The 19,314-nt window shown below is 64.4% G+C and carries 21 protein-coding genes; 13 read left to right on the top strand and 8 right to left on the bottom strand.

Features of this window, described 5'->3' with window-relative positions; genetic code table 11:
* Positions 1-50: 50 nt before the first annotated feature.
* Positions 51-599: a crossover junction endodeoxyribonuclease RuvC gene (gene ruvC, locus AAV94_RS08830; RefSeq protein WP_046741953.1), complete on the bottom strand. Its 549-nt coding sequence runs from the start codon at positions 597-599 to the stop codon at positions 51-53.
* Positions 600-720: 121 nt separating this feature from the next.
* Positions 721-2,130, bottom strand: coding sequence for an aminotransferase-like domain-containing protein (locus tag AAV94_RS08825; protein ID WP_046741952.1), 1,410 nt, complete (start codon positions 2,128-2,130; stop codon positions 721-723).
* A gap of 136 nt (positions 2,131-2,266) precedes the next feature.
* Here AAV94_RS08825 and AAV94_RS08820 point away from each other — a divergent pair, with 136 nt between their 5' ends.
* The 3 genes from AAV94_RS08820 (at position 2,267) to AAV94_RS08810 (ending at position 5,471) form a co-directional block, all read left to right on the top strand.
* Positions 2,267-3,550 carry a hydroxymethylglutaryl-CoA reductase, degradative gene (locus AAV94_RS08820; protein WP_046741951.1) on the top strand — a complete coding sequence of 428 codons (1,284 nt, stop codon included), beginning with the start codon at positions 2,267-2,269 and terminating at the stop codon, positions 3,548-3,550.
* Positions 3,551-3,619: 69 nt separating this feature from the next.
* Positions 3,620-4,069 (top strand): hypothetical protein, encoded by a 450-nt coding sequence (locus tag AAV94_RS08815; protein WP_046741950.1) that lies wholly within the window; start codon positions 3,620-3,622, stop codon positions 4,067-4,069.
* A 16-nt stretch (positions 4,070-4,085) separates the two neighbouring features.
* Positions 4,086-5,471: a tripartite tricarboxylate transporter permease gene (locus AAV94_RS08810; RefSeq protein WP_046741949.1), complete on the top strand. Its 1,386-nt coding sequence runs from the start codon at positions 4,086-4,088 to the stop codon at positions 5,469-5,471.
* A gap of 88 nt (positions 5,472-5,559) precedes the next feature.
* On the opposite strand, the gene mtgA is transcribed toward AAV94_RS08810, so the two are convergent.
* The 4 genes from mtgA to AAV94_RS08790 all read right to left on the bottom strand — a co-directional run bounded on the left by mtgA (position 5,560) and on the right by AAV94_RS08790 (position 10,423).
* Positions 5,560-6,288, bottom strand: a complete 729-nt coding sequence (gene mtgA, locus AAV94_RS08805) for a monofunctional biosynthetic peptidoglycan transglycosylase (RefSeq protein ID WP_046741948.1) — start codon at positions 6,286-6,288, stop codon at positions 5,560-5,562.
* A 17-nt stretch (positions 6,289-6,305) separates the two neighbouring features.
* Complete coding sequence (aroE, locus tag AAV94_RS08800) at positions 6,306-7,199, bottom strand: shikimate dehydrogenase (protein WP_046741947.1); 894 nt, start codon at positions 7,197-7,199, stop codon at positions 6,306-6,308.
* Between the two features lie 276 nt (positions 7,200-7,475).
* Positions 7,476-8,351, bottom strand: a complete 876-nt coding sequence (locus AAV94_RS08795; protein WP_046742055.1) for an energy transducer TonB — start codon at positions 8,349-8,351, stop codon at positions 7,476-7,478.
* Positions 8,352-8,359: 8 nt separating this feature from the next.
* A complete protein-coding gene (locus AAV94_RS08790; RefSeq protein ID WP_046741946.1) occupies positions 8,360-10,423 on the bottom strand; it encodes an RNB domain-containing ribonuclease in 2,064 nt (687 codons plus the stop codon).
* 423 nt (positions 10,424-10,846) lie between these two features.
* Here AAV94_RS08790 and AAV94_RS08785 point away from each other — a divergent pair, with 423 nt between their 5' ends.
* The 7 genes from AAV94_RS08785 to AAV94_RS08755 are packed head-to-tail and all read left to right on the top strand — an operon-like array spanning position 10,847 to position 16,787.
* A complete protein-coding gene (locus AAV94_RS08785; RefSeq protein WP_046741945.1) occupies positions 10,847-11,308 on the top strand; it encodes a hypothetical protein in 462 nt (153 codons plus the stop codon).
* On the top strand, positions 11,305-11,700 hold the full coding sequence (locus tag AAV94_RS08780; protein ID WP_046741944.1) for a response regulator: 396 nt from the start codon (positions 11,305-11,307) through the stop codon (positions 11,698-11,700). The genes AAV94_RS08785 and AAV94_RS08780 overlap by 4 nt, the downstream gene beginning before the upstream one ends.
* 17 nt (positions 11,701-11,717) lie before the next feature.
* Positions 11,718-13,661 (top strand): chemotaxis protein CheA, encoded by a 1,944-nt coding sequence (locus AAV94_RS08775; RefSeq protein ID WP_197408042.1) that lies wholly within the window; start codon positions 11,718-11,720, stop codon positions 13,659-13,661.
* A complete protein-coding gene (locus AAV94_RS08770; RefSeq protein WP_046741943.1) occupies positions 13,652-14,149 on the top strand; it encodes a chemotaxis protein CheW in 498 nt (165 codons plus the stop codon). Before AAV94_RS08775 ends, AAV94_RS08770 begins: the two co-directional genes overlap by 10 nt.
* Positions 14,106-14,978, top strand: coding sequence for a CheR family methyltransferase (locus tag AAV94_RS08765; protein ID WP_046741942.1), 873 nt, complete (start codon positions 14,106-14,108; stop codon positions 14,976-14,978). Before AAV94_RS08770 ends, AAV94_RS08765 begins: the two co-directional genes overlap by 44 nt.
* Positions 14,965-15,630: a chemoreceptor glutamine deamidase CheD gene (cheD, locus tag AAV94_RS08760; RefSeq protein WP_052754986.1), complete on the top strand. Its 666-nt coding sequence runs from the start codon at positions 14,965-14,967 to the stop codon at positions 15,628-15,630. Before AAV94_RS08765 ends, cheD begins: the two co-directional genes overlap by 14 nt.
* Positions 15,631-15,635: 5 nt before the next feature.
* On the top strand, positions 15,636-16,787 hold the full coding sequence (locus AAV94_RS08755; RefSeq protein ID WP_046741941.1) for a protein-glutamate methylesterase/protein-glutamine glutaminase: 1,152 nt from the start codon (positions 15,636-15,638) through the stop codon (positions 16,785-16,787).
* 28 nt (positions 16,788-16,815) lie between these two features.
* Here AAV94_RS08755 and AAV94_RS08750 read toward each other — a convergent pair whose 3' ends face one another.
* Positions 16,816-17,436 (bottom strand): YqiA/YcfP family alpha/beta fold hydrolase, encoded by a 621-nt coding sequence (locus tag AAV94_RS08750; protein ID WP_046741940.1) that lies wholly within the window; start codon positions 17,434-17,436, stop codon positions 16,816-16,818.
* 124 nt (positions 17,437-17,560) lie between these two features.
* On the opposite strand from AAV94_RS08750, the gene AAV94_RS08745 reads away from it, so the two are divergent.
* Complete coding sequence (locus AAV94_RS08745; protein WP_231731320.1) at positions 17,561-17,776, top strand: helix-hairpin-helix domain-containing protein; 216 nt, start codon at positions 17,561-17,563, stop codon at positions 17,774-17,776.
* Positions 17,777-17,781: 5 nt separating this feature from the next.
* Here the strand turns inward: AAV94_RS08745 and smpB are convergent, their stop codons facing one another.
* The gene (gene smpB, locus AAV94_RS08740; protein ID WP_046742052.1) at positions 17,782-18,261 is read right to left on the bottom strand and encodes an SsrA-binding protein SmpB; all 480 of its coding nucleotides are present in this window, start codon (positions 18,259-18,261) and stop codon (positions 17,782-17,784) included.
* A gap of 175 nt (positions 18,262-18,436) precedes the next feature.
* On the opposite strand from smpB, the gene AAV94_RS08735 reads away from it, so the two are divergent.
* Together AAV94_RS08735 and AAV94_RS08730 are read left to right on the top strand one after the other, a co-directional pair.
* Entirely contained in the window at positions 18,437-18,898 is a 462-nt protein-coding gene (locus AAV94_RS08735) for a type II toxin-antitoxin system RatA family toxin (protein WP_046741938.1), read from the top strand.
* On the top strand, positions 18,895-19,254 hold the full coding sequence (locus AAV94_RS08730) for an RnfH family protein (RefSeq protein WP_046741937.1): 360 nt from the start codon (positions 18,895-18,897) through the stop codon (positions 19,252-19,254). Before AAV94_RS08735 ends, AAV94_RS08730 begins: the two co-directional genes overlap by 4 nt.
* Positions 19,255-19,314 lie beyond the last annotated feature (60 nt).

The raw sequence follows: 19,314 nt of genomic DNA, 5'->3' as shown, positions 1-19,314 counted from the left end.
CCCAAGCCGCTTCCCGGCGGCCGTGGGGGCTTCAGTGGTGGTGACGGGAATCAGTAGCTGCGCCCGTTCCTGTACATCGCGTGCTGGCGCCGCTGCAGCGTGGTTGATTGTTGCAGCACGGCGCGTGTGCGTTGTGCATGCGCGTGGGTGATGGCCAGGCCCAGTGCATCGGCCGCATCAGTGCCGGGCAGCCCGGGCAGTTGCAGCAGTCGGCGCACCATTTCCTGAATCTGGGATTTGGCGGCGCGGCCATGTCCGGTCATGGCCTTCTTCATCTGCAACGCGGTGTATTCCGAGACGGGCAGCTGGTTGGCCACCAGCGCCGTTACGCAGGCTCCGCGCGCCTGCCCCAGCATCAGCGTCGACTGCGGGTTGACGTTGACGAAGACGATCTCCACGCAGGCTTCGTGCGGCTGATACTGTGCGGCAATCTGGCTGATGCCGTCAAACAGGACTTTCAGCCTACCCGGCAGATCGCCCAGCGCCACCTTGGTCGTGCGAATGGTGCCGCTGGCCACGTAACGCAGCTGCTGGCCATCGCTGTCGATGACGCCAAACCCCGTGGTTTGCAGGCCTGGGTCGATGCCGAGAATACGCATGGGGACTGTTAGAGAGGCAGAGAGGAAGAACGAGCAATGGAGGCTGGCATGTCTGTAGCGGCCAGCAATGAGATGGCGTGCCACTTGCCGAGTGTACGGGCTCAAGACCGTGCGGCGGCCGTCACATCCGGATTCCGAGCTCCTGCCGCAGCGCCTCCATGAAGCGCGGGTCGGCCACCGCGCCTACGTTGAAGCGCGCCCATGGGGAGATGCTCGCGTCCACGGTGAAAATGCGCCCGGGAGCCATAACGACATCACGCCGCAGCATGCGTTGCGCGAAGGCGGTGGAGTCCGTGATGCCCGGCAAAGTTGCCCACAGGTAGAGCGACTGCGCATTCTGCGCGAAGACGTTGGCGCCAATGGCATTGAAGAGCTGCAGCGCCTGCTGGGTGGCGCGCGCCAGCTGCTTGCGCAGCCGGGTGATGTGGCGCTGGTAATGGCCCTCCCGCAGCATCACGTCGACCGTCCGCTCGCTGTACTCGGAGCTGGCTACGTGCACCAGGGCCTTGAGGTCGGCCAGGTCGCTGGCCAGCGCAGCGTCACAGGCGATGAAGCCAACGCGCAATGCTGCAGAAAACGACTTGGAGAAGCTGCCTATGTAGATGGTGCGCTCCAGCTGGTCGAGTGCCGACAGACGGGTGGATGCCGTGGGCTTGAAGTCGGCCAGCGGATCGTCCTCCACCAGCAGCAGGTTGTACTTGTGCGCCAGTTGCAGTACGCGATAGGCCTTGGCGGCAGAGAGATCCGAGCCTGTTGGGTTGTGCGCGAGCGACTGGGTAAAAAATAGCCGGGGACGGTGTGCAATCAGCAATTGCTCCAAGGCTTCCAGATCCGGGCCATCGGTCTGGCGGGGAACGCCAAGCACCTGCGCGCTGGCGACCTTGAGCTTGCCAAATAGCGGGTAGTAGCCCGGATCGTCCACCAGCACCTTGCCGCCTGGCGGCACGAAATAGCGGATCACAAGATCCATCGCCTCGTTGGCGCCCTGCGTCAGCACCACCTGCGTGGGCTCGGCGCCTACGCCGATGTCCGCGAGCTTGCCGATGATGCTTTCCCGCAGCGCGCTGTAGCCGAAACGGTTGCCATAGCGAAACAGCGCACCCAGCCCCGTGCGCACGACCTTGCTGTGGAACCTGTCGAGTCGCACATCGGCCAGCCAGTCACTTGGTGGAAAACCGTCTCCGACCGAGAGTGCGCCAGCGCGCGTCTTGAGCTGCTCACGCATCAGCCAGACGATGTCCATCGCGCGGCCCAGGTTGCCGCGGTCCTCCTCGTGCGGCGGCGGCGTGCCTTCGGCCTGCGTGCGATGCGCACACACGTAGTACCCCGAGCCCCGGCGCGGTTCTACCAGGCCTTTGTTGACGAGCATTTCGAAGCTGGCCACCACCGTGTTCTTGGCGTAGTGGTGCAGTGCCGCCAGTTCCCGCAGCGACGGCAGCTTGTCGCCCGCCTTGTAGACACCACTGAGGATTTGTCGCTCGATGGTGTCGGCCAGTTGTTGCGCGCGCGTTGCAGTACGGTGCTTGGGCATGGTTAGGCAGGCTTTCTATCAGAACCTGTTAGGGAGACGGTGCACATCGTGTCACTCGACTGTTCCTGGAAAGTGTACCTTTTAACAAGGGTACAGATCGCCTAGAGTGGGACGATTCAAATAGAAGGAGATAACCATGGTCGATTCCCGACTGGCCAACTTTCGCGCCCTCACACCCGCGCAGCGTCTCGAACACATTGCCAAGGTCACCGCGCTGACTGAAGATGAAGTGGCGCTGCTGGCGCAACCCGGCGCCCTGAGCGTGGACCGCGCAGATGGCATGATCGAGAATGTCATCGGCACATTTGAGCTGCCGTTCGGCGTTGCGGGCAACTTCCAGATCAATGGCAGGGATGTGCTGGTTCCGATGGCGGTCGAGGAGCCCTCCATTGTTGCTGCCGCATCCTTCATGGCCAAGCTGGCCCGCGAGTGTGGCGGGTTCGAGACGTCCAGCACCGGGCCAGTGATGCGGGCGCAGGTTCAGGTGCTGGGCGTGACCGACCCGTATGGTGCGCGGCTGGCGCTGCTCAAGCACCGCGAGGAAATCGTGGCGCTGGCCAATAGTCGTGACAAAGTGCTCATCGGCCTGGGTGGCGGCTGCCGCGATATCGAAATCCACGTATTTCCAGACACCCCACGTGGTCCCATGGTGGTAATGCACCTGCTGGTGGATGTGCGTGACGCCATGGGTGCCAACACGGTCAATACCATGGCCGAATCGGTCTCGCCGCTGGTAGAGAAGATCACCGGGGGACAGGTGCGCTTGCGCATTCTCTCCAATCTTGCGGACCTGCGCCTGGCGCGTGCCCGTGTGCGGCTGACGCCTGAGGTGCTGCGCACGAGGGAGAGGGCGGGGGAGGCCATCATCGATGGCGTGCTGGATGCCTACACTTTCGCGGCGATTGATCCGTATCGTGCAGCCACGCACAACAAGGGGATCATGAACGGGATTGATCCTGTGATCGTTGCCACCGGCAACGATTGGCGCGCTGTGGAAGCGGGCGCGCACGCGTGGGCTTGCCGCAGCGGACGGTATGGCTCACTCACGACCTGGGAGAAAGATACCAGCGGCGCCCTGGTTGGCACCATCGAAATGCCGATGCCGGTCGGCCTCGTTGGTGGAGCGACCAAGACACATCCCCTGGCACAGCTTTCGCTCAAGATCATGGGTGTGGCGACGGCGCAGGAGCTTGGCGAGGTCGCGGTGGCCGTCGGCCTGGCGCAGAACCTTGGGGCGCTGCGGGCGCTGGCCACCGAAGGCATCCAGCGCGGCCACATGGCCTTGCACGCGCGCAACATTGCACTGGTTGCCGGCGCTGTGGGCGACGAGATTGACACCATTGCCAAACGCATGGCGGCCGAAGGCGACGTGCGCACTGACCGGGCACTGGCGTTGCTCAAGGAACTGCGCGGCACATAAAAGTCGTTTGAACGGGTGCCTGACGGCTTTCGAACCGGTTCCACGCGTTTAACACAAGGAGACAAGCAAATGACACATGCACCTCAGGTGCCAGCCGGACAATCGCTCGTGGAAGTGTGGGGCGATACAGCCGAGCTGCGACATATGGCTTGGGCCATCGTATTGGGCATAGGCATCAGCCTGTCAGGTTTTCTCATCGCCAACAAGATTCTGCAGGTGCATGTGGCCAGTGCCGAGTTGGCGCGTGCCTACGCGATGCTGGCAGGCCTGGCTGGCTGCATTCTTTCGGGCGTCGTGTGTGCAGTGCTTTTCAAGCCCAAGCGGCTGGTCGTCGAGGATGGCGCTGCCGATCCTCGCTGGCGCGAGGAAGTCATCGAAGAGTTGCGCCAGCAATACGGCAGCCTCGGTACGGAGGCCGAACTGTCGCCAGCCGTGGCGCAGGAGATGCGCGAGCTGGGCCTGTATGAACTGTTCACGCGCGATGCGCGCGATGACATAACGTCAGCACGTGCGCGGTAAACAAGGAGACATCGCAATGAGCGCAGAACTCGTTCAACAAATTTGGATTGCCGCAGCCATGGGGCTGGTCGGAGCGGCTGTTTTTGCCGCCATCGGCTTGGTCTCCGGAACGGATGAGACAACCACACTGGCACCGTTGACGCTGCTGGTGGTGTTGTTGGGGGTGCCGCCGGCAGGCGTGTTTACGTTCTTTCTTGCGGGTGCGGTGGCCAAGCACATGACGCACGCCGTGCCGACGGCATTGCTGGGCATTCCGGGCGATACCCTGGCTACGCCACTGCTGCAGGATGCCAACACGCTGCGCAAGCTGGGGGTGCCGCACATCGCGCTGCGCAAGATGATTTCGGGTGCCATCATTGCCGCGTTTGTGGCTGTGCCGTTGGCGGTGCTATTTGCCGTGATGCTGGCGCCGTTTGGGGACGCCATCACCAAGTCGGCGCCATGGATTTTTCTGGTGGCAGCGGTACTGATTGCCTATTTCTCGCCGGGTCGCTGGGCGTCGGTGGCGCTGCTGGTGCCGTTCGTGGTGCTGATTCTGGCATTGAAGGCGCTGACCGGCAGCTACGATGTCAACCTCAGCGTGAGCTACTTTCTGGGCATTGCCATCGGCCCGTTGGTAGCCGACCTGTTTTCGGTGATTTCGCCCGTTGAGCGCGGGCGCATGCGCAGGGACACACCGCGTACGTTCGAGCTCGCCCCGGATGTGAAGGGGTGGTCCGGGTACTTCCCCAACCCGTTCAAGGTGCTGGACCGCAAGCAGGTACGCTGGACGATCGGCACGGCTGCGATTTCCAGTGCCACGTTCGTCTTCAGTCCTGTGGCGATGACGGTGGCTCTCGGCGAACTGGTGGGCTCGCGCGTGCGCCATGCCTATCACCGCCTGACAACGGTGCTCAGCGCCCGCAACGGAGTGACCGAGGCTACTTACATTGCCGAGGCCATGATCCCTCTGATCGCATTCGGCCTGCCGCTGAGCCCCGTTGCTGCAGGCCCGGCGGCGCCGCTGTTCAATGCGCCACCGCGCTTTACGGTCGACAGTGCCACGGGCGCCACGCACAACCTGCACGATCTGATGAACCACTGGGAGTTCCTGGGGTACGGCATGATGGCAGTGGCGCTGGCAGCGCTGGTGTCCTATCCGTTCGCAATGAACTTCGCGCGCAGCGCCGCGCTGTTCGTCTCCCGCAAGGTCAGCCACGAGGCCATCATCGCCACGTTCATCGGCCTGATCTTCGTCATCAGCGTGTGGGAAGGGCAGCTGCTTGGCCTGCTGGTAATCACGACGATGGGGTTGGCCGGCGGCCTGCTCTCGCGCGTGCTGGGGTTCAATACCGGTGTGCAGTTCATGGGGTACTACGTGGCAGTGCTGTCTGCGCCGGCGCTGATCAGAACACTGGGGTGAGCGATCAGGTAAGCGGGCGTGCGCAAGCGTGAAAGCACTGCTCAGACCTATTTGGCGGTGCTTTCACGTTGTCGCGTGAACAAGCGTTTTATTTGCCAGGCAGTTCCACCGCTCCCATGCGTTGCACAATGACGCGGGTACGCTGGTTGACATAGCGGCTGTGGGGATTGGCGCCCAGCCGACGCGGGCTGGGCAGCAGCACGGCCAGTTTTGCGGCCTGCGCGGCCGAGAGCTGGCGCGCGCTGGTACCAAAGTAATGCCTGGCAGCGGCTTCAATGCCGTAAATGCTGTCACCCCATTCGATCTGGTTGAGGTAGATGTCGAGGATGCGCTGCTTGGGCAGCGCCGCTTCCAGCATCCACGCCAGCAGCAACTCCTGGCCCTTGCGCACAAAGCTGCGCTCGCCCGAAAGAAACAGGTTCTTGGCCAGCTGTTGCGTGATGGTCGAGCCGCCCAGTACCCGTTCACTCTGTAAGTTGCTTTGCCATGCGTTGCGCAGGGCTTGCCAATCGACGCCGCGGTGGCTGAAGAACAAGCTGTCCTCCGAGGCAATCACCGCGCGGCGGGCATGATCGGAGATCGCTGCGCCCGATACGGGGGTGTGCTGCCAGCGCACTGCGCGCTGCTGCACAAGGTTTTGCCAGATGGCCGTGCGTTGAAAGGCCGTTGAAGGCGGCTGCCACAGGTTCAGGCTCAACGTGGCCAGCAGAAAGTACAGCTGCAGGCACAGCCCTGCAAGCGCGCACAGTATCAACCAGCGCCACATCCACCTGGTGACGGGATTGTTGCGCAGGCGATTGGACACTGACACGGTCATGGCCGGGCAGCAGGAGGCTACGCGCCTGCGGTGGTGGCGTCAATCTCGGCGCGCAGCACTTGCAGCACCGCTTGAGCGGGAGGACGCACACCGCGCCAGATGGCAAAGGCCTCGGCCGCCTGTTCGACAAGCATGCCCAGTCCATCGCGTACTGTGATGCCGGGCGCGTGGCTGGCGCAGGCCTGCAGGAAGGGCTGCGCAGCCTGCCCGTACATCATGTCGTAGACGAACGCCTGCGGCGCAAGGCAGTGCAGCAGCGCCTGCATCGGCAAGGCCGCGCCCTGCAGGCTGCTGGCCGTGGCATTGATGAGGATTTGCTGTCGCGGCAGGGATGCGCCTTCAAGTTGCGCCAGTGACAGTGCCCCTAGTTGCACATCGTGGGCGCGCGCAACGTCCCGATGGCTGGCCACCAGCGCCTCGGCCCGGATGGCAGTGCGATTGACGACGGTGACGCTTGCCGGGCCTTCCTGCAGCAGGGCGGCCAGTGCGCCAGCGGCGGCTCCGCCAGCGCCCAGCAACAGAATGTGCCGATCCGAGAGAGGCTGCGCTGCATTGACGGTGATGTCGCGCACCAGGCCAATGCCATCGGTGTTGTAGGCCAGGATGTGGCCATCGGGCTGCAGCACCAGTGTATTGGCCGCGCCTGCGAGCTGCACGCGTGCATCGCGGTCGTGGGCGAGGCGCGCCGCCTCCGCCTTGAAGGGTACGGTGACGTTGCAGCCCTTGACGCCTTCTTGCTGCAGCTTGGCAAGGGTCTGTGCGAATCCGTCCACCGGCGCCAGGCAGGTGGTGTAGTGCAGGGATTGCCCGGTCAGGGCAGCGAAGTGCTGGTGAATGGCGGGTGAGCGACTGTGGGCAATGGGGTTGCCGATGACAACGTAGTGGTCGGTGCTAGGTGTTGGTGTGGGCATGGGCGCTTAGAACCTGTTCATGGTCTTTTTATACACCGCGTTGGTTCACCAGACGATGCGATGCAAGGCGCAAACCGCAGTCGGGCCGGTGGCCCGGCGAGGATTTGTAACGCCGCAGCGTGCGTCCGGCGAGCCAACCCCAAGGGCAGCCAGGTAAAAGCACACCGGGCGGCGTTGCCCGCCTTGCGCAGACAGCCAGTCTGGGCTGCGGCAGGCGCCTTGCCCGCCGCACTTTTGCCTGACTGCGCGATGCATAAAAAGATCATGAACAGGTTCTTAGCGGTCGCGGGCCTGCTGCATCTGCGTGGCGAGCGTGGCGTCGCGCTTGAACTCGAAGGTGGAGGTAAAGCCGATCTGGTCTGCCGTGCGGCGGATGTCCGGCGAGAAGCTGCCAAACGGCCCGGCCTTGTAGACGATGGCCTCGGCACGGCGGTCCAGTGCCAGGTTGCCGGAGCTGACATCCACGTCCGCCTGCAGCACGCTGCCGTCGTGGTTGATGAGGACCGTCAACACCAGACGGCCATAGAGCTTCTGGCCGTTCTGGGTCGGAAAGTTGCGGGTGCCGACGTCCTCGATGGCGCGGCGAACTTTATCAAGGTAAAGCGCGGTGACCGCATCTTGCGTGGCTGGACTGATGTAGCGTTTCTTGGGTCGTTCGTTCTCGAGCTTGACGAGCCGCTCCATCTCCGCCAACTGCTTGACCAGCAGCAGCCGGCGTTCCTGTTGGGCAATGGCTTCGGGCGAGAGGTCGGTGCGGCGCGGATCAGGCACGGGCAGCTGCGCCACCTGCTGGCGCAGCTGTGCCAGCAGGCGATTCTGCCGCTCGCGCGGGGTCTCCTGACGTTGCTCGGCTTCTTCCGTGTCGCTGCCCATGCGGGTGAGCGCCGAGTAAGGAGTGGGGCTGGTGGCGCGGCCACGGTCGGCGTCGCCGCCACCGGCCAGTGCCACCTGTGCCACGGCCTTGACCTCCTGGGGGCGCTCCTCGCTTTGCGCGTTGACGAGAATGATCTCCAGCGGCTGGGTGTTGAGTACGCGCTGAAACGTTTCGGGGCTGACAAAGCGGATCGACAGCACTACCGCATGCACCACCGCCGAGAGGAGTAGGGCGATGGACAGGGGCGAGAGATGACGCAGGCGCTCCAGCACTTTCACGGTGGCGATCACTCCGTCACGGAGGCCTCTTGGGCGGCGGGCTCGGGGGCCAGGTCAACGGCGATGGCCAGTGCCTCGGGCAGCAGCGACTCCTCATCGTCTGGGGCATCTTCCTCGGCGGTCTGCGCGAGGCTGGCGATGACGGTGCCGCTGATTTCCAGGGCGAGCAGATCCGCTTCGCCCAGCCGCACGCGCACGCGGCTGCCGCGCGCCAGGGCTTGCGCGCCCATCACGCGCACCACCAGCGGCAGCGTGTCTGCGCGCACGAGTGCTGGCTCGCCCTCCTGCGCTTCGCGGATCACGGCCGCATCGATTTCGGTGATGCCGTTCTGCTGCACGTAGCGCAACGTCCAGTAGCGCTCCATGTCACTCTGGTAACGGTTGTAGGCGGTGTACGTGGCATCGAACGCGCTGATCACGGAGAACAGCTCGGCGTCTTTCGGCTTGAAGGGGGCGGCCAGCGCTGCGGTCTGGCCGTGCTGCACGGCAGCGATGATTTGCCACTGGTTGACCAGATCGACATAGCGGCGCAGCGGCGAGGTCGCCCATGTATAGCTGGCCACGCCCATGCCGGCATGGGGCAGCGGTTTGGTGCCCATGCGCACCTTCACGCCGGGCGCCAGGCTGTGCTGGCTGCGGTAGATGCCGGGCACGCCGAAGTGCGCCAGCCAGCCGCCCCAATGGCTGTTGGCCACGATCATGGCTTCGGCCACGATCAGGTCCAGCGGTGCACCGCGCTTGCGGGTGGTGATCTCGACGGTTTCGCTGCCATCTGGAATGGCGCCTTGCTGTCCGTGCAGGCGGAAGTTGTAGTCCGGGCGCGAGAAGTGCTCCGGCTTGCCGCGCACGACTTCGCGGCGCGACTTCAGGACCTTGGCCAGGCGGTGCAGAAAGGCCAGCTGCGGCTGCAGCGCGATGAGCTCCGCCGGCACATCGGCCTGCCCGGCGACGGAGGGTGCCGCCAGCCAGTCCTCGGTGACGATATGGTCGATGCGGTCATAGCGCAGGTTGTGCAGCGTCTCGACGCGTTCGATGCGGGTCTCGTGCGACAGCGGCTCCAGCGTCGCCTCGTCATAGACGACGTACAGCGACACGGCCGGGTTGGCGCGGCCTGCATCCAGCGTATAGGCCTGCACCACGTCGTTAGGCAGCATGGTCAGCTTGGCCCCCGGCATGTAGACCGTCGAAAGCCGCGCGCGTGCCAGTTGGTCAAGCGCATCGCCGCGCTGAATCGCCAGGCCTGGCGCGGCAATGTGGATGCCCAGCGTGACCTGACCGCTGCCCAGTCCCTGCACAGAGAGTGCGTCATCGATTTCCGAGGTGTGGGAGTCGTCGATCGAGAAGGCCTGTACGGGTGCCAGCGGCAGCTCGGTCTGCGGCGCGGGGGCCGTCACTTCCGGAAATGCATAGCCCTTGGGGAACTGGTCGAACAGAAAACGCTGCCAGTGGAACTCGTAGGGCGAGCGAATGGCCCCGGCGCGCTGCAGTAGTGCCAGCGGGGCGGCACCAGTATTGCGGGCCGCCTCCACCACGGCCTTGTATTCGGGCGCGTTCTTGTCAGGCTTGAAGAGAATCCGGTAGAGCTGCTCGGCAATGGGTTCGGGCGTGCGGCCTGCGGCCAGATCGCTGGCCCAGGCCTCGATCTGTTGCTGCTGCAGGCGTTTCTTCTCGATCGCGGCCAGGGCTTGCTTGAGCACGTCCTGCGGGGCCTTGCGGAACTGGCCCTTGCCGGCACGGCGGAAGTAGTGGGGCGCTTCATGCAGCCGCAGCAGGGCGGCCGCCTGGTGCACGACATCGGCGTCGGCACTGAAATAGTCCTGCGCAAGGGCAGCGAAAGTGAAATCGCCTTCCGGCGCAAATTCCCAGGCCAGGTCCAGGTCGATCTCCTGCGCCTTTTCCTGCGCGCGGCGCAGCAGCTCCGCGGGTGCGGGCCGCTCGAACTTCAGCAGCGCGTTGGCCTTCTTGACCTTGACGCGCTTGCCACTGTCGAGCTCGACCTGCGAGGAGGCATCGGCCTCGGAGAGGATGCGGCCAGCCTGGAATTTGCCAGCCTCTTCAAACAACAGATACATCGCCCTATTCTCGCATGGCCGGTTGTGCGTCGGGAATATATCCGGCAACGGCGTTCACGCCCTTTTCAGAACCTGTTCTATGTCGTTGCATCCGCCCTGTGGCGCTATCCTGTGTGGTTTCATCAGCGAGCGGGTGCGTCGTGCCTTGCCGTCCCGGGCGGGATCGCGCGGTTGGTGCCGAAGAGCGCAGGTAGGCAGCCGCATGTTGCATGCGGGCGGCGCGGGCAGGTCTGCGCCCCGCCCAAGGCTTGCCCGAGTGTTGAATATTTGTTGCAATGGACGCGCTCTGCACGAGTTCCAACGGCTTCATGTCGTTAAACTAGCCTGACCTTCGGCAAGGGTTGCCGTTCTTTCGGGCGAGATGTTGCGCACGCGCCGACAGATGCCCGACGAGGTAGCGCCTATTTCGCAGCCATTTCTGACATGCCAGCTTCTGCCACCACCGACCCTCGCCACGCCAACGACGCTTCCAACGGTGGCGTTTTTGTACTGGGTGAGTTGCTGCAGTGCACGGATGCGGAGCTCGCCCAGCTGGAGCAATTGTGGCAGCAGCAAAACGACGGCCTGATTGCCGCCTTTGGGAATGCCATGCGCGCGCTCGATTGCTCCGGAGCGGCGGGCGCGCAGCTGGCGCGCCAGCATCTGCATCAGGCCATCGTGAGCCTGCAGATGCAGGACATAGCCGCGCAGGTGCTGCGTCAGGCACGTGAGCGGCTGCAAGGCTGCGTGCGCAGCCTGCATGATGGACGGGCGCGACAGCCGGCCGCGCTGGTGAACGTCACGGAGTCGATTGGCGCGCCGCCGCTTCGGATGCAGCTTGACAGCGCGGGATCGATTGAATTGTTTGACAATGCCACGCAAGCCGGGCATGGAGATGCAGAATGACCAACACATTGCCCCTTCGTATCTTGGCCGTGGACGACTCTCCGTCCATGCGGCGCATGGTGTGCTATACGCTTGAAGCGGCAGGCTACGCAGTGGTGGAGGCCGTTGATGGCGAAGATGCGCTGCAGCAGGCGCAGCAACACGATGACATTGCGCTGGTGCTGGCGGACCAGAACATGCCGCGACTCGATGGGCTGGGTCTGACGCGCCGGCTGCGCGCCATGCCGGCCTATGCCAGCACGCCCATTCTCATCCTCACCACCGAATCCGGCGACGACATCAAGCAGGCAGGCCGTGCTGCCGGAGCCACGGGTTGGCTGGTCAAGCCCTTTGACCCGGTACGGCTGGTGGATGTGATTCGCAGGGTGACGGCGCCGGCAGCGCGCGCCTGATGGCAGGGGGCAGGGCCGTGACGGAACGTTCGAAGGCACCGCCTTTCTCACTGCCGCAGCTTGACTTCCAGCAGTTTCATCAGTTGTTCTTTGATGAGGCGCAGGACAACCTCGACGAGCTGGAGCGGCTGCTGCTGGACACCCGCGCAGGCGCCGACCAGGAGAGCCACCTGCAAGCGCTGTTTCGCTGTGCCCACTCCATAAAGGGCGGGGCAGCCACTTTTGGTTTCGACGCGGTTGCCCGACTGGCACATGCAATGGAGACCTTGCTGGATGCCTGGCGCAAGGGGCATGCGCGCCCGAGCTCCGAATGCATCGAGCACATGCTCGCGGCCTCCGATGCGATGCGGGCCATGGTCGTGCAGCACGCGCGCGGGCAGGCAGTGGCCCCCGCAGTCATTGCCAGGGCCCAGGAAGCCGCCCAGACACTGCACCAGCATGGCGGTGCCGGCCAGCGTGCACAAGACGCTGCCCCCGCTGAAGGTGACGCGGGTGGGGCTGCCCCTGCCACTGGTGACGTGGCGCGCGAAGGCGAGGACTTCGGCTGGTTTGACGACGACGCCCCCGGCGTGCCCCCTGGCCAGTCGCACAGCGACACGCCACACCATTCGGAGCCGCCGTTGGTGGCGGAAGACTGGACGGCACCATGGACCGACGCCGCAGGCAATGCCAGCAGCGTGCGGGTGCCGATCGGGCGGATCGATGGCATTGTCGATCTGGTCGGTGAGCTGATCGTTGCGCAGACGACCCTGCAGCAGGCGGTGACCGCGCTGCCCCAGCAGCAGCGCTCGCATCTGGCGCCCACGATTCGGCGACAGAAGATGCTGCTGCGCAGCCTGCGCGAGGCGGTGATGCAGGCGCGTATGGTGCCTGCGTCGCAGCTGTTTCAGCGCCTGCCGCGTCTGGTGCACGCACTGGCACAGCGGCTTGGCAAGCAGGTGCGTCTGGAAACCAGTGGCGATGCCACAGAACTCGACAAGGCCGTGGTGGAGCGGCTGACCGATCCGTTGATCCAGCTGGTGCGCAATAGCATGGACCACGGCTTCGAGACGCCCGCGCAGCGGCGCCAGGCGGGCAAGCCCGAGGTGGGACGATTGCAGTTGGCCGCACGGCATGAAGGCGCGGAGGTCGTCATCGAAGTGCGCGACGACGGTCGGGGCCTCTCGCGCGAGCAGTTGCTCGCACGCGCGCATGCCAGCGGCGTGGCCATGGATGCGGATGCGCCGGACGCGCAGGTGTGGCAGCTGGCGTTCACGCCAGGGCTGAGCACCAGCGATGCCGTCACCGACATTTCCGGGCGCGGCGTGGGCATGGACGTGGTGCAAAGCAATGTGCATGCGCTGGGTGGGCGCATCGCCATCGAATCGCGCGTTGGCGAAGGCACGGTGGTGACACTGTGGCTGCCGCTGACGCTGGCGATCACCGACGGGTTGCTGGTGCAGGTGGGCAGTGAGCGCTATGTGCTGCCGCTGGCGGCGGTCGAGGCCTCCATGCCTGCCGGGCAGGCGGACATCCAGACCGTACAGGGCGTGCAGATGCTCATGCGCCTGCGCGGCGATGCGGCTCCGGCCAGTCGTCCGCTGGCGGAGCAGGTGCCGCATGGCGGGTATTGCCCGATCGTAGCGCTGGATACGCTGCTGGGCGTGCGGCGCCAGGATGGCAGCCAGGCGTGCAATGCCACCCTGGTCGTGTTGCGCAGCGGGACGCGGCGTGTGGCGGTACTGGTCGATGTGCTGCTCGATCACCAGCAGGTGGTGGTCAAGAATGTGGAGCGCCACTTTCGCAAGCTGCCCTACGTGGCAGCCGCGACCCTGCTTGGCGACGGCGCGGTGGCACTGATCCTGGATGTGGCACAACTGGCCAATGCACGCCTGACGGAGCCGCAGTCGGCCACAGCGGCAACCCTTTCCAATCCGAGAGCGCCGCGCGGCGACGCGGCAGGAGCAACGGCATGGCAGTGAGTCATTCTTGTGCCCAGCGTACCTATCTGACGTTTGCGCTGGCCCATGAACGTTATGCGTTCGATGTGGTCTGCGTGCGCGAGATTTGCCGCTATCAGGCACCGACGCGCATCGCCACTGCGGCGCCGTTCGTCAAGGGCGTGGTGCACCTGCACGGCGCCATTGTGCCGGTGCTGGACCTGCGGCTGCGCTTTGGCTGTCCGCGGGCCGACTATGACGACTTCACCGTGATGGTCGTGGTCGAGGTTGATGCGCGCATGGTTGCCATGGTGGTCGATGCGGTCAGCGATGTGGTGGAAGTGGCGCAAGAGGCCGTGCAGCCGGTGCCCGACATGCAGAGCGTCATCCATGCCAGCTGCTTTACCGGCCTGGTCGAACAGCCCGAAGGCATGCTGGTGCTGCTGGACGCGCAGCGGCTGGTGCGTGAAATCGACGCATGGCTGGATGCGCACGAGCAGGAGTCTGCAGGTGCCGCCGCTGGGGGATGAAGCCGCTGGCGCTGCGCAACTGCCCGTGCTGCAGCCGCACGACTTCGCACGGGTGCAGGCCATGATTCATGCCCGGGCGGGCATCCATCTGCACGATGGCAAGCGCGCGATGGTGCATAACCGGCTGGCGCGCCGCCTCAAGGCGCTGGGCCTGGCGCAGTTCGATGCGTATCTCGATCGGCTGCAGGCCGATGCGCATGATGCGGAGTGGCAGGCCTTTACGGATGCGCTCACCACGAATCTGACCGCCTTCCTGCGCGAGCCGCACCACTTTGCACTGCTGCGCGAGCTGCTGGCGGGCGATGCCTCGGCACCCTCGTGGCGCATCTGGAGTTGCGCGGCAGCCTCGGGCGAGGAGGTGTATTCGATTGCGATGACGGTGGACCAGGTGCTGGGTGCCCGCGCCGACAGCGTGCGCATCCTCGGCAGTGACGTGAACAGCCAAGTGCTGGCCGTTGCGCGGCGGGCCGAGTACGCCATGGCTCGCGTGCGCGATGTGCCGGTGGACATGCTCAAGACCTATTTTCAGCGCGGCAAGGGCGCGCAGCAGGGGCGGGTGCGCATTCAGCCCTGGCTGGTCGAGCGTGTACGGTTCTGCACCGTCAATCTCGCGTCGCCGCGGTGGGAGGCCATCGCCCAACCTCAGGATGTGGTGTTCTGCCGCAATGTGCTGATCTATTTCGATGCTGACACGCAGGATCGTGTGGTGCGCCGCCTTGCCCAGGTGCTGCGCCCCGGCGGCTTTCTGTTCATGGGGCATGCGGAGCACCTCAGCCGGCATCTGGATGTGTTCGAGCCCTTTGCGAGGACGGTGTATGTGCGCCGCTGACGCTGCTGCCGGCTACCGCTCCTCGCGGAGGCGCGCGGACGAGTTCGCCAGCGCACGGGGCTGGGTGGCCTACCGCGATCGCGAGTTCGGCAAGCCCGCCGTGAAGATTCTTCCCGGCGGCTTTTATGCGACCCAACGGGACTGTGTGCTGGCCACCGTGGTCGGCTCCTGCATATCGGTCTGCTTGTGGGATAGCGCCGCGGGCGCCGGTGGAATGAACCATTTCATGCTGCCGCAGGCCGAATTGGCGCGCGCGCCCGGTCTGGTCGAGGGCGCCTATGGCATGGCCGCCATGGAATTGCTCATCAATGCCTTGCTCAAGCTCGGTGCCGAGCGCAAGCGTCTGCAGGCCAAGGTGTTTGGCGGTGCGCAGATGATGCAAAGTCCCGGCGTGCACAACGTTGGCGAGCGCAACGTGCAGTTCGTGGACGCTTACCTGCGCACTGAGGGTATTGCCGTGCTGGCGCGCGACGTGCTCGGGCTGCAGCCGCGGCGGCTGGCATTTTTCCCACGCGATGGCCGGGTGTTGCTCAAACGACTGGGGTATGTGCCGCAGGATGCACGGGCGCAGCGGGCGCAGAGTGACAGTGCCCTGGCGCTGGCGCGCCGCAATGCCGGCGGCAGTGTCGAGCTGTTTGATTTATCTCGCTGACGGCAATGCGTAGGGCAACGGCAGACAGACCATCCGGACAGCTGCAGCAGCGCCGCATCCGCGTGCTGGTCGTGGACGACTCCGCACTCGTGCGTCAGTTGCTCAGGACCATCATCGACGCCCAGCCGGATATGCGCTGCGTGGGAGTCGCCAAGCATGCTGCCATGGCCCTGCAGATGGTGCAGACGCTGGCGCCGGATGTGCTCACACTGGATATCGAGATGCCGGGCATGTCCGGGCTGGAACTGCTTGAGCGCCTGATGCATAGTCAGCCCCTGCCGGTCGTGATGATCTCTGCGCAGACGTGCGAAGGCGCCGAAACCACGCTGCGGGCACTGGAAATGGGCGCCGTTGATTTCGTGCTCAAGCCGCGCATCGGGGTCGCCGATGGCTTGCACCAGCTGGCACAAGCGCTGGTAGAGAAAATCCGGGCCGCGGCGCAGGCCAACGTGGCAAGCTCGCGCCATCACGGCCTGTCGATGGAGGCTGACCACGCGGTGCAAGCAGGTAACACACCCGCGCACAGTGAGATCGCTGCTGGCACGCGGGACATGGCGGGCGGTGCCTGTAGGTATCAAGCGACTGCCACGCAGCTGGTGGCCATCGGGGCATCCACGGGGGGCACGGACGCGATACGGACTGTGCTGCAGGGGCTGCCCGAGACGATCCCTCCGGTGGTCATCGTGCAGCACATGCCAGCTGGTTTCACGCGCAGCTTCGCCGCGCGACTGGATGCTGACTGTGCGCTGCGGGTGTGCGAGGCGCGCGACGGCGACGTCTTGCGCGCGGGGCACGCCTATGTTGCACCGGGTGGACTGCATCTGCGTGTGCAGAAATCCGGCACCTCGTTGGTGGCTCGGTTGGCCGAGTCCGAACTTGTCATGCATCACCGGCCTTCGGTGGATGTGCTGTTTCGTTCCGCATTGCTGGCCACCGCACGGCACACCATTGCCGTGCTGCTAACTGGCATGGGAACCGACGGGGCCCAGGCCCTGCGCGCTCTGCGCCAGGCGGGTGCCTACACGATTGCGCAGGATGCGGCCAGCAGCGTGGTCTACGGGATGCCGCGTGAAGCCGCGCTGCTGGATGCTGCCGTGGACATCCTGCCACTGGCGCAGATTGCCGCGGCAGTGGTGCGTCATGCCTTGTCTGAATGACGCGGAAAGCGCCCGCAGTCGCGGCGATTCAGCTTCTGACCTCGCCCAGTGTGTAGAGAAACGTGGCGATCTGCGGCAGATGCTCGGCAAACGCATGGGTCAGCGCATGGTCATGGCCTTCCAGAATGAGGCATTGCGCGTCTGCGTGGCGTTCGGCCATTTCTTGCCAGTTCAGCACTTCATCGCCCTTGGCAATCACGACCAGGTGCGGTGCCTGGCATGGCGCGCCGCGGCTGTCCAAGGCGCGCAGCTGCTCGATGTACTCCGGCTTGAAGTAGAACGCTTCCTCGGGCCTGTGCCATTGCGTGTTCTGGCCGATGTAGCGCGCCAGGTCGCGCGCGGGATTCACGGCGGGGTTGAGCAGCACGGCGGGGCAGGCGTACCGCGCAGCAACCCAGCTGGCGTAGTAGCCACCAAGCGATGAGCCCATCACTGCCATGCGTTTGTGCGGCCAGGTGGCGACCGTCGCCTCGATCAGTTCCGCGGCAGCCTGCGGAGAAGGCGGCAGCTGCGGAATCTGCACCATCACATCCGGGTAGTGCGTGCTGAACCACTGCAGCGTCTGCTGCGCCTTGGCCGACATGGGCGACGAACGAAAGCCGTGCAGGTACAGCAAGTGTGTGAGTGTTTGGGCATGGACGCGGGACATGGCGCAGGTGTCCTCGTAATAGCAAAGTGGCTGCGTAGGCGCTGCATTCCGTGCATGTCAGAATGACAGACACAACTTTGCACCAAGACCCATCCATTTCCAACCCTCTGAGCGACAGATCCCGTTGAAAACCAAGGGCATTGGGCCCACCGTGCTAGCTCGCCTTGAACAAATGGGCATCGCATCGCTGGCGCAACTGGCCGCTGCGAATGTGGCCGACATCCTGGCGCGTGGAGCCAGTCTTACGGGCAGTAGCTGCTGGAAAAACAGCCCGCAGGCACGCGCGGCGATAGCTGCCGCCATCACGACCGCGCGTGAACAAATCCTTGCACGGCCCTGACGCTATCACCGGTTGCGCGATTTCATGGCGCGTTCGACTTCGCGCTTGCCTTCGCGTTCCTTGATGGTGCTGCGCTTGTCATATTCGGCTTTGCCCTTGGCCAGCGCGATTTCGCATTTGACGCGTCCGTTCTTCCAATACAGCTGCAGCGGCACCAGCGTGTAGCCCTTCTGCTCCACTTTGCCGATCAGGCGTTTGATCTCGTCCTTGTGCAGCAGCAGTTTCTTGGTGCGGTCGGGGATGGGATTGACGTGGGTGGAGGCGGACTTGAGCGGATTGATCTGGCCGCCGATGAGAAAGATCTCGCCATCGCGGATGACCACATAGCCATCGGTTAGCTGGGCCTTGCCGCTGCGCAGCGCCTTGACCTCCCAGCCTTGCAGCACCATGCCTGCCTCGTGACGCTCTTCCAGGAAATAGTTGAAGAAGGCGCGTTTGTTCTCGGCAATACGGCTGGAATTTTGCTTTGCTTGTTTGGTGGCCATGGCGTGAAGGTGGGGCCGCCGGAGGCGGGCTTCAAGGCGCGCGGCATGGTCGCTGACCACCATGGACTTAAAATGCCATGTTTAGCCAGCAATACCGCAACGCAAGGTGCAGCCAAGCATTCTATGCAGTTTTATCGCGAGCCGGCGGTTGAAAAGACTATGGACAGGTTCTGAGATGAAGCAAGTCGAGAAATCCGCGCTGGTTTGGCACGGCCCCGCAAGCATGTTTGCATTGGTGACTGATGTGGCGCGTTATTCGGAGTTCCTGCCATGGTGCGATCGCTCGCGCGTTCTGGAGCAGGATGAACACGGCATGACGGCAGAAGTTGGCATAGCCCTTGGCAAACTGCGTCAGTCATTTGTGACGCGTAACACGCATGAGGGTACTGAGAAGGTCCACATGCGCTTGCTGCGTGGGCCTTTTTCCGCGCTGGAAGGTACGTGGACGTTTCAGCCTGTCGGCGGCGCAGACGCGCATGCATCGCAGGCGTGCAAGGTGACGCTGGTGCTGCGTTATGACTTTGCGTCGTTGCCCTTGCGCCTGCTGGTCGGTCCGGTGTTCGACAAGATCGCCAACACCATGGTGGATGCATTCGTGCAGCGCGCCGATGCGCTCTACGGCAAGCGTCCGGGATGACGGGCGGCGAGACGCAGATCACGATTGAGGTGGCGCTTTGCGTGGCGCCGCGTCAGGTGGAGCGCTGGCCGCTGTCCGTTGCCGAAGGCACAACGCTCGCGCAGGTCAGTGCAATGGTCCTTGCGCGTTGGCAGACGCTGGCGTGCGATGATGCTGTGGTGCATGCGCAGAGCTGGCGCTGGGGAATCTGGGGGCGCATCGCGGATGCGAATACGATGTTGCAGGATGGTGACAGGCTGGAGGCCTACCGCCCCTTGCTGGTCGACCCGAAGGTGGCGCGGCGGCAGCGGTTCGCCCGGCAAGGCGCCCGCGGCGCCGGTCTGTTTGCCAAGGGGCGCAATACAAAAAAGCTCTAGTAGCAATTCCTTGGCGTTATCTGTTCAGGATTTACGGGGCGCAGCTTGCGGCGCATGTCC

Source organism: Lampropedia cohaerens, from assembly GCF_001005215.1.
In the GTDB taxonomy this organism is placed as follows: domain Bacteria; phylum Pseudomonadota; class Gammaproteobacteria; order Burkholderiales; family Burkholderiaceae_C; genus Lampropedia; species Lampropedia cohaerens.
The sequence above is the reverse complement of the archived record's forward strand: the minus strand, read 5'-3'. Positions and strand labels throughout refer to the sequence as shown.

Bases quoted from the DNA above. Each gene is read 5' to 3' on its own strand.
- AAV94_RS08755 (WP_046741941.1), top strand. From the start codon at position 15,636: ATGCGTAGGGCAACGGCAGACAGACCATCCGGACAGCTGCAGCAGCGC.
- AAV94_RS08785 (WP_046741945.1), top strand. From the start codon at position 10,847: ATGCCAGCTTCTGCCACCACCGACCCTCGCCACGCCAACGACGCTTCC.
- smpB (WP_046742052.1), bottom strand. From the start codon at position 18,261: ATGGCCACCAAACAAGCAAAGCAAAATTCCAGCCGTATTGCCGAGAAC.
- AAV94_RS08810 (WP_046741949.1), top strand. From the start codon at position 4,086: ATGAGCGCAGAACTCGTTCAACAAATTTGGATTGCCGCAGCCATGGGG.
- ruvC (WP_046741953.1), bottom strand. From the start codon at position 599: ATGCGTATTCTCGGCATCGACCCAGGCCTGCAAACCACGGGGTTTGGC.
- mtgA (WP_046741948.1), bottom strand. From the start codon at position 6,288: ATGACCGTGTCAGTGTCCAATCGCCTGCGCAACAATCCCGTCACCAGG.
- AAV94_RS08770 (WP_046741943.1), top strand. From the start codon at position 13,652: ATGGCAGTGAGTCATTCTTGTGCCCAGCGTACCTATCTGACGTTTGCG.
- AAV94_RS08750 (WP_046741940.1), bottom strand. From the start codon at position 17,436: ATGTCCCGCGTCCATGCCCAAACACTCACACACTTGCTGTACCTGCAC.
- AAV94_RS08735 (WP_046741938.1), top strand. From the start codon at position 18,437: ATGAAGCAAGTCGAGAAATCCGCGCTGGTTTGGCACGGCCCCGCAAGC.
- AAV94_RS08730 (WP_046741937.1), top strand. From the start codon at position 18,895: ATGACGGGCGGCGAGACGCAGATCACGATTGAGGTGGCGCTTTGCGTG.
- AAV94_RS08780 (WP_046741944.1), top strand. From the start codon at position 11,305: ATGACCAACACATTGCCCCTTCGTATCTTGGCCGTGGACGACTCTCCG.
- AAV94_RS08790 (WP_046741946.1), bottom strand. From the start codon at position 10,423: ATGTATCTGTTGTTTGAAGAGGCTGGCAAATTCCAGGCTGGCCGCATC.
- AAV94_RS08825 (WP_046741952.1), bottom strand. From the start codon at position 2,130: ATGCCCAAGCACCGTACTGCAACGCGCGCGCAACAACTGGCCGACACC.
- AAV94_RS08765 (WP_046741942.1), top strand. From the start codon at position 14,106: ATGCGCACGAGCAGGAGTCTGCAGGTGCCGCCGCTGGGGGATGAAGCC.
- AAV94_RS08820 (WP_046741951.1), top strand. From the start codon at position 2,267: ATGGTCGATTCCCGACTGGCCAACTTTCGCGCCCTCACACCCGCGCAG.
- AAV94_RS08815 (WP_046741950.1), top strand. From the start codon at position 3,620: ATGACACATGCACCTCAGGTGCCAGCCGGACAATCGCTCGTGGAAGTG.
- aroE (WP_046741947.1), bottom strand. From the start codon at position 7,199: ATGCCCACACCAACACCTAGCACCGACCACTACGTTGTCATCGGCAAC.
- cheD (WP_052754986.1), top strand. From the start codon at position 14,965: ATGTGCGCCGCTGACGCTGCTGCCGGCTACCGCTCCTCGCGGAGGCGC.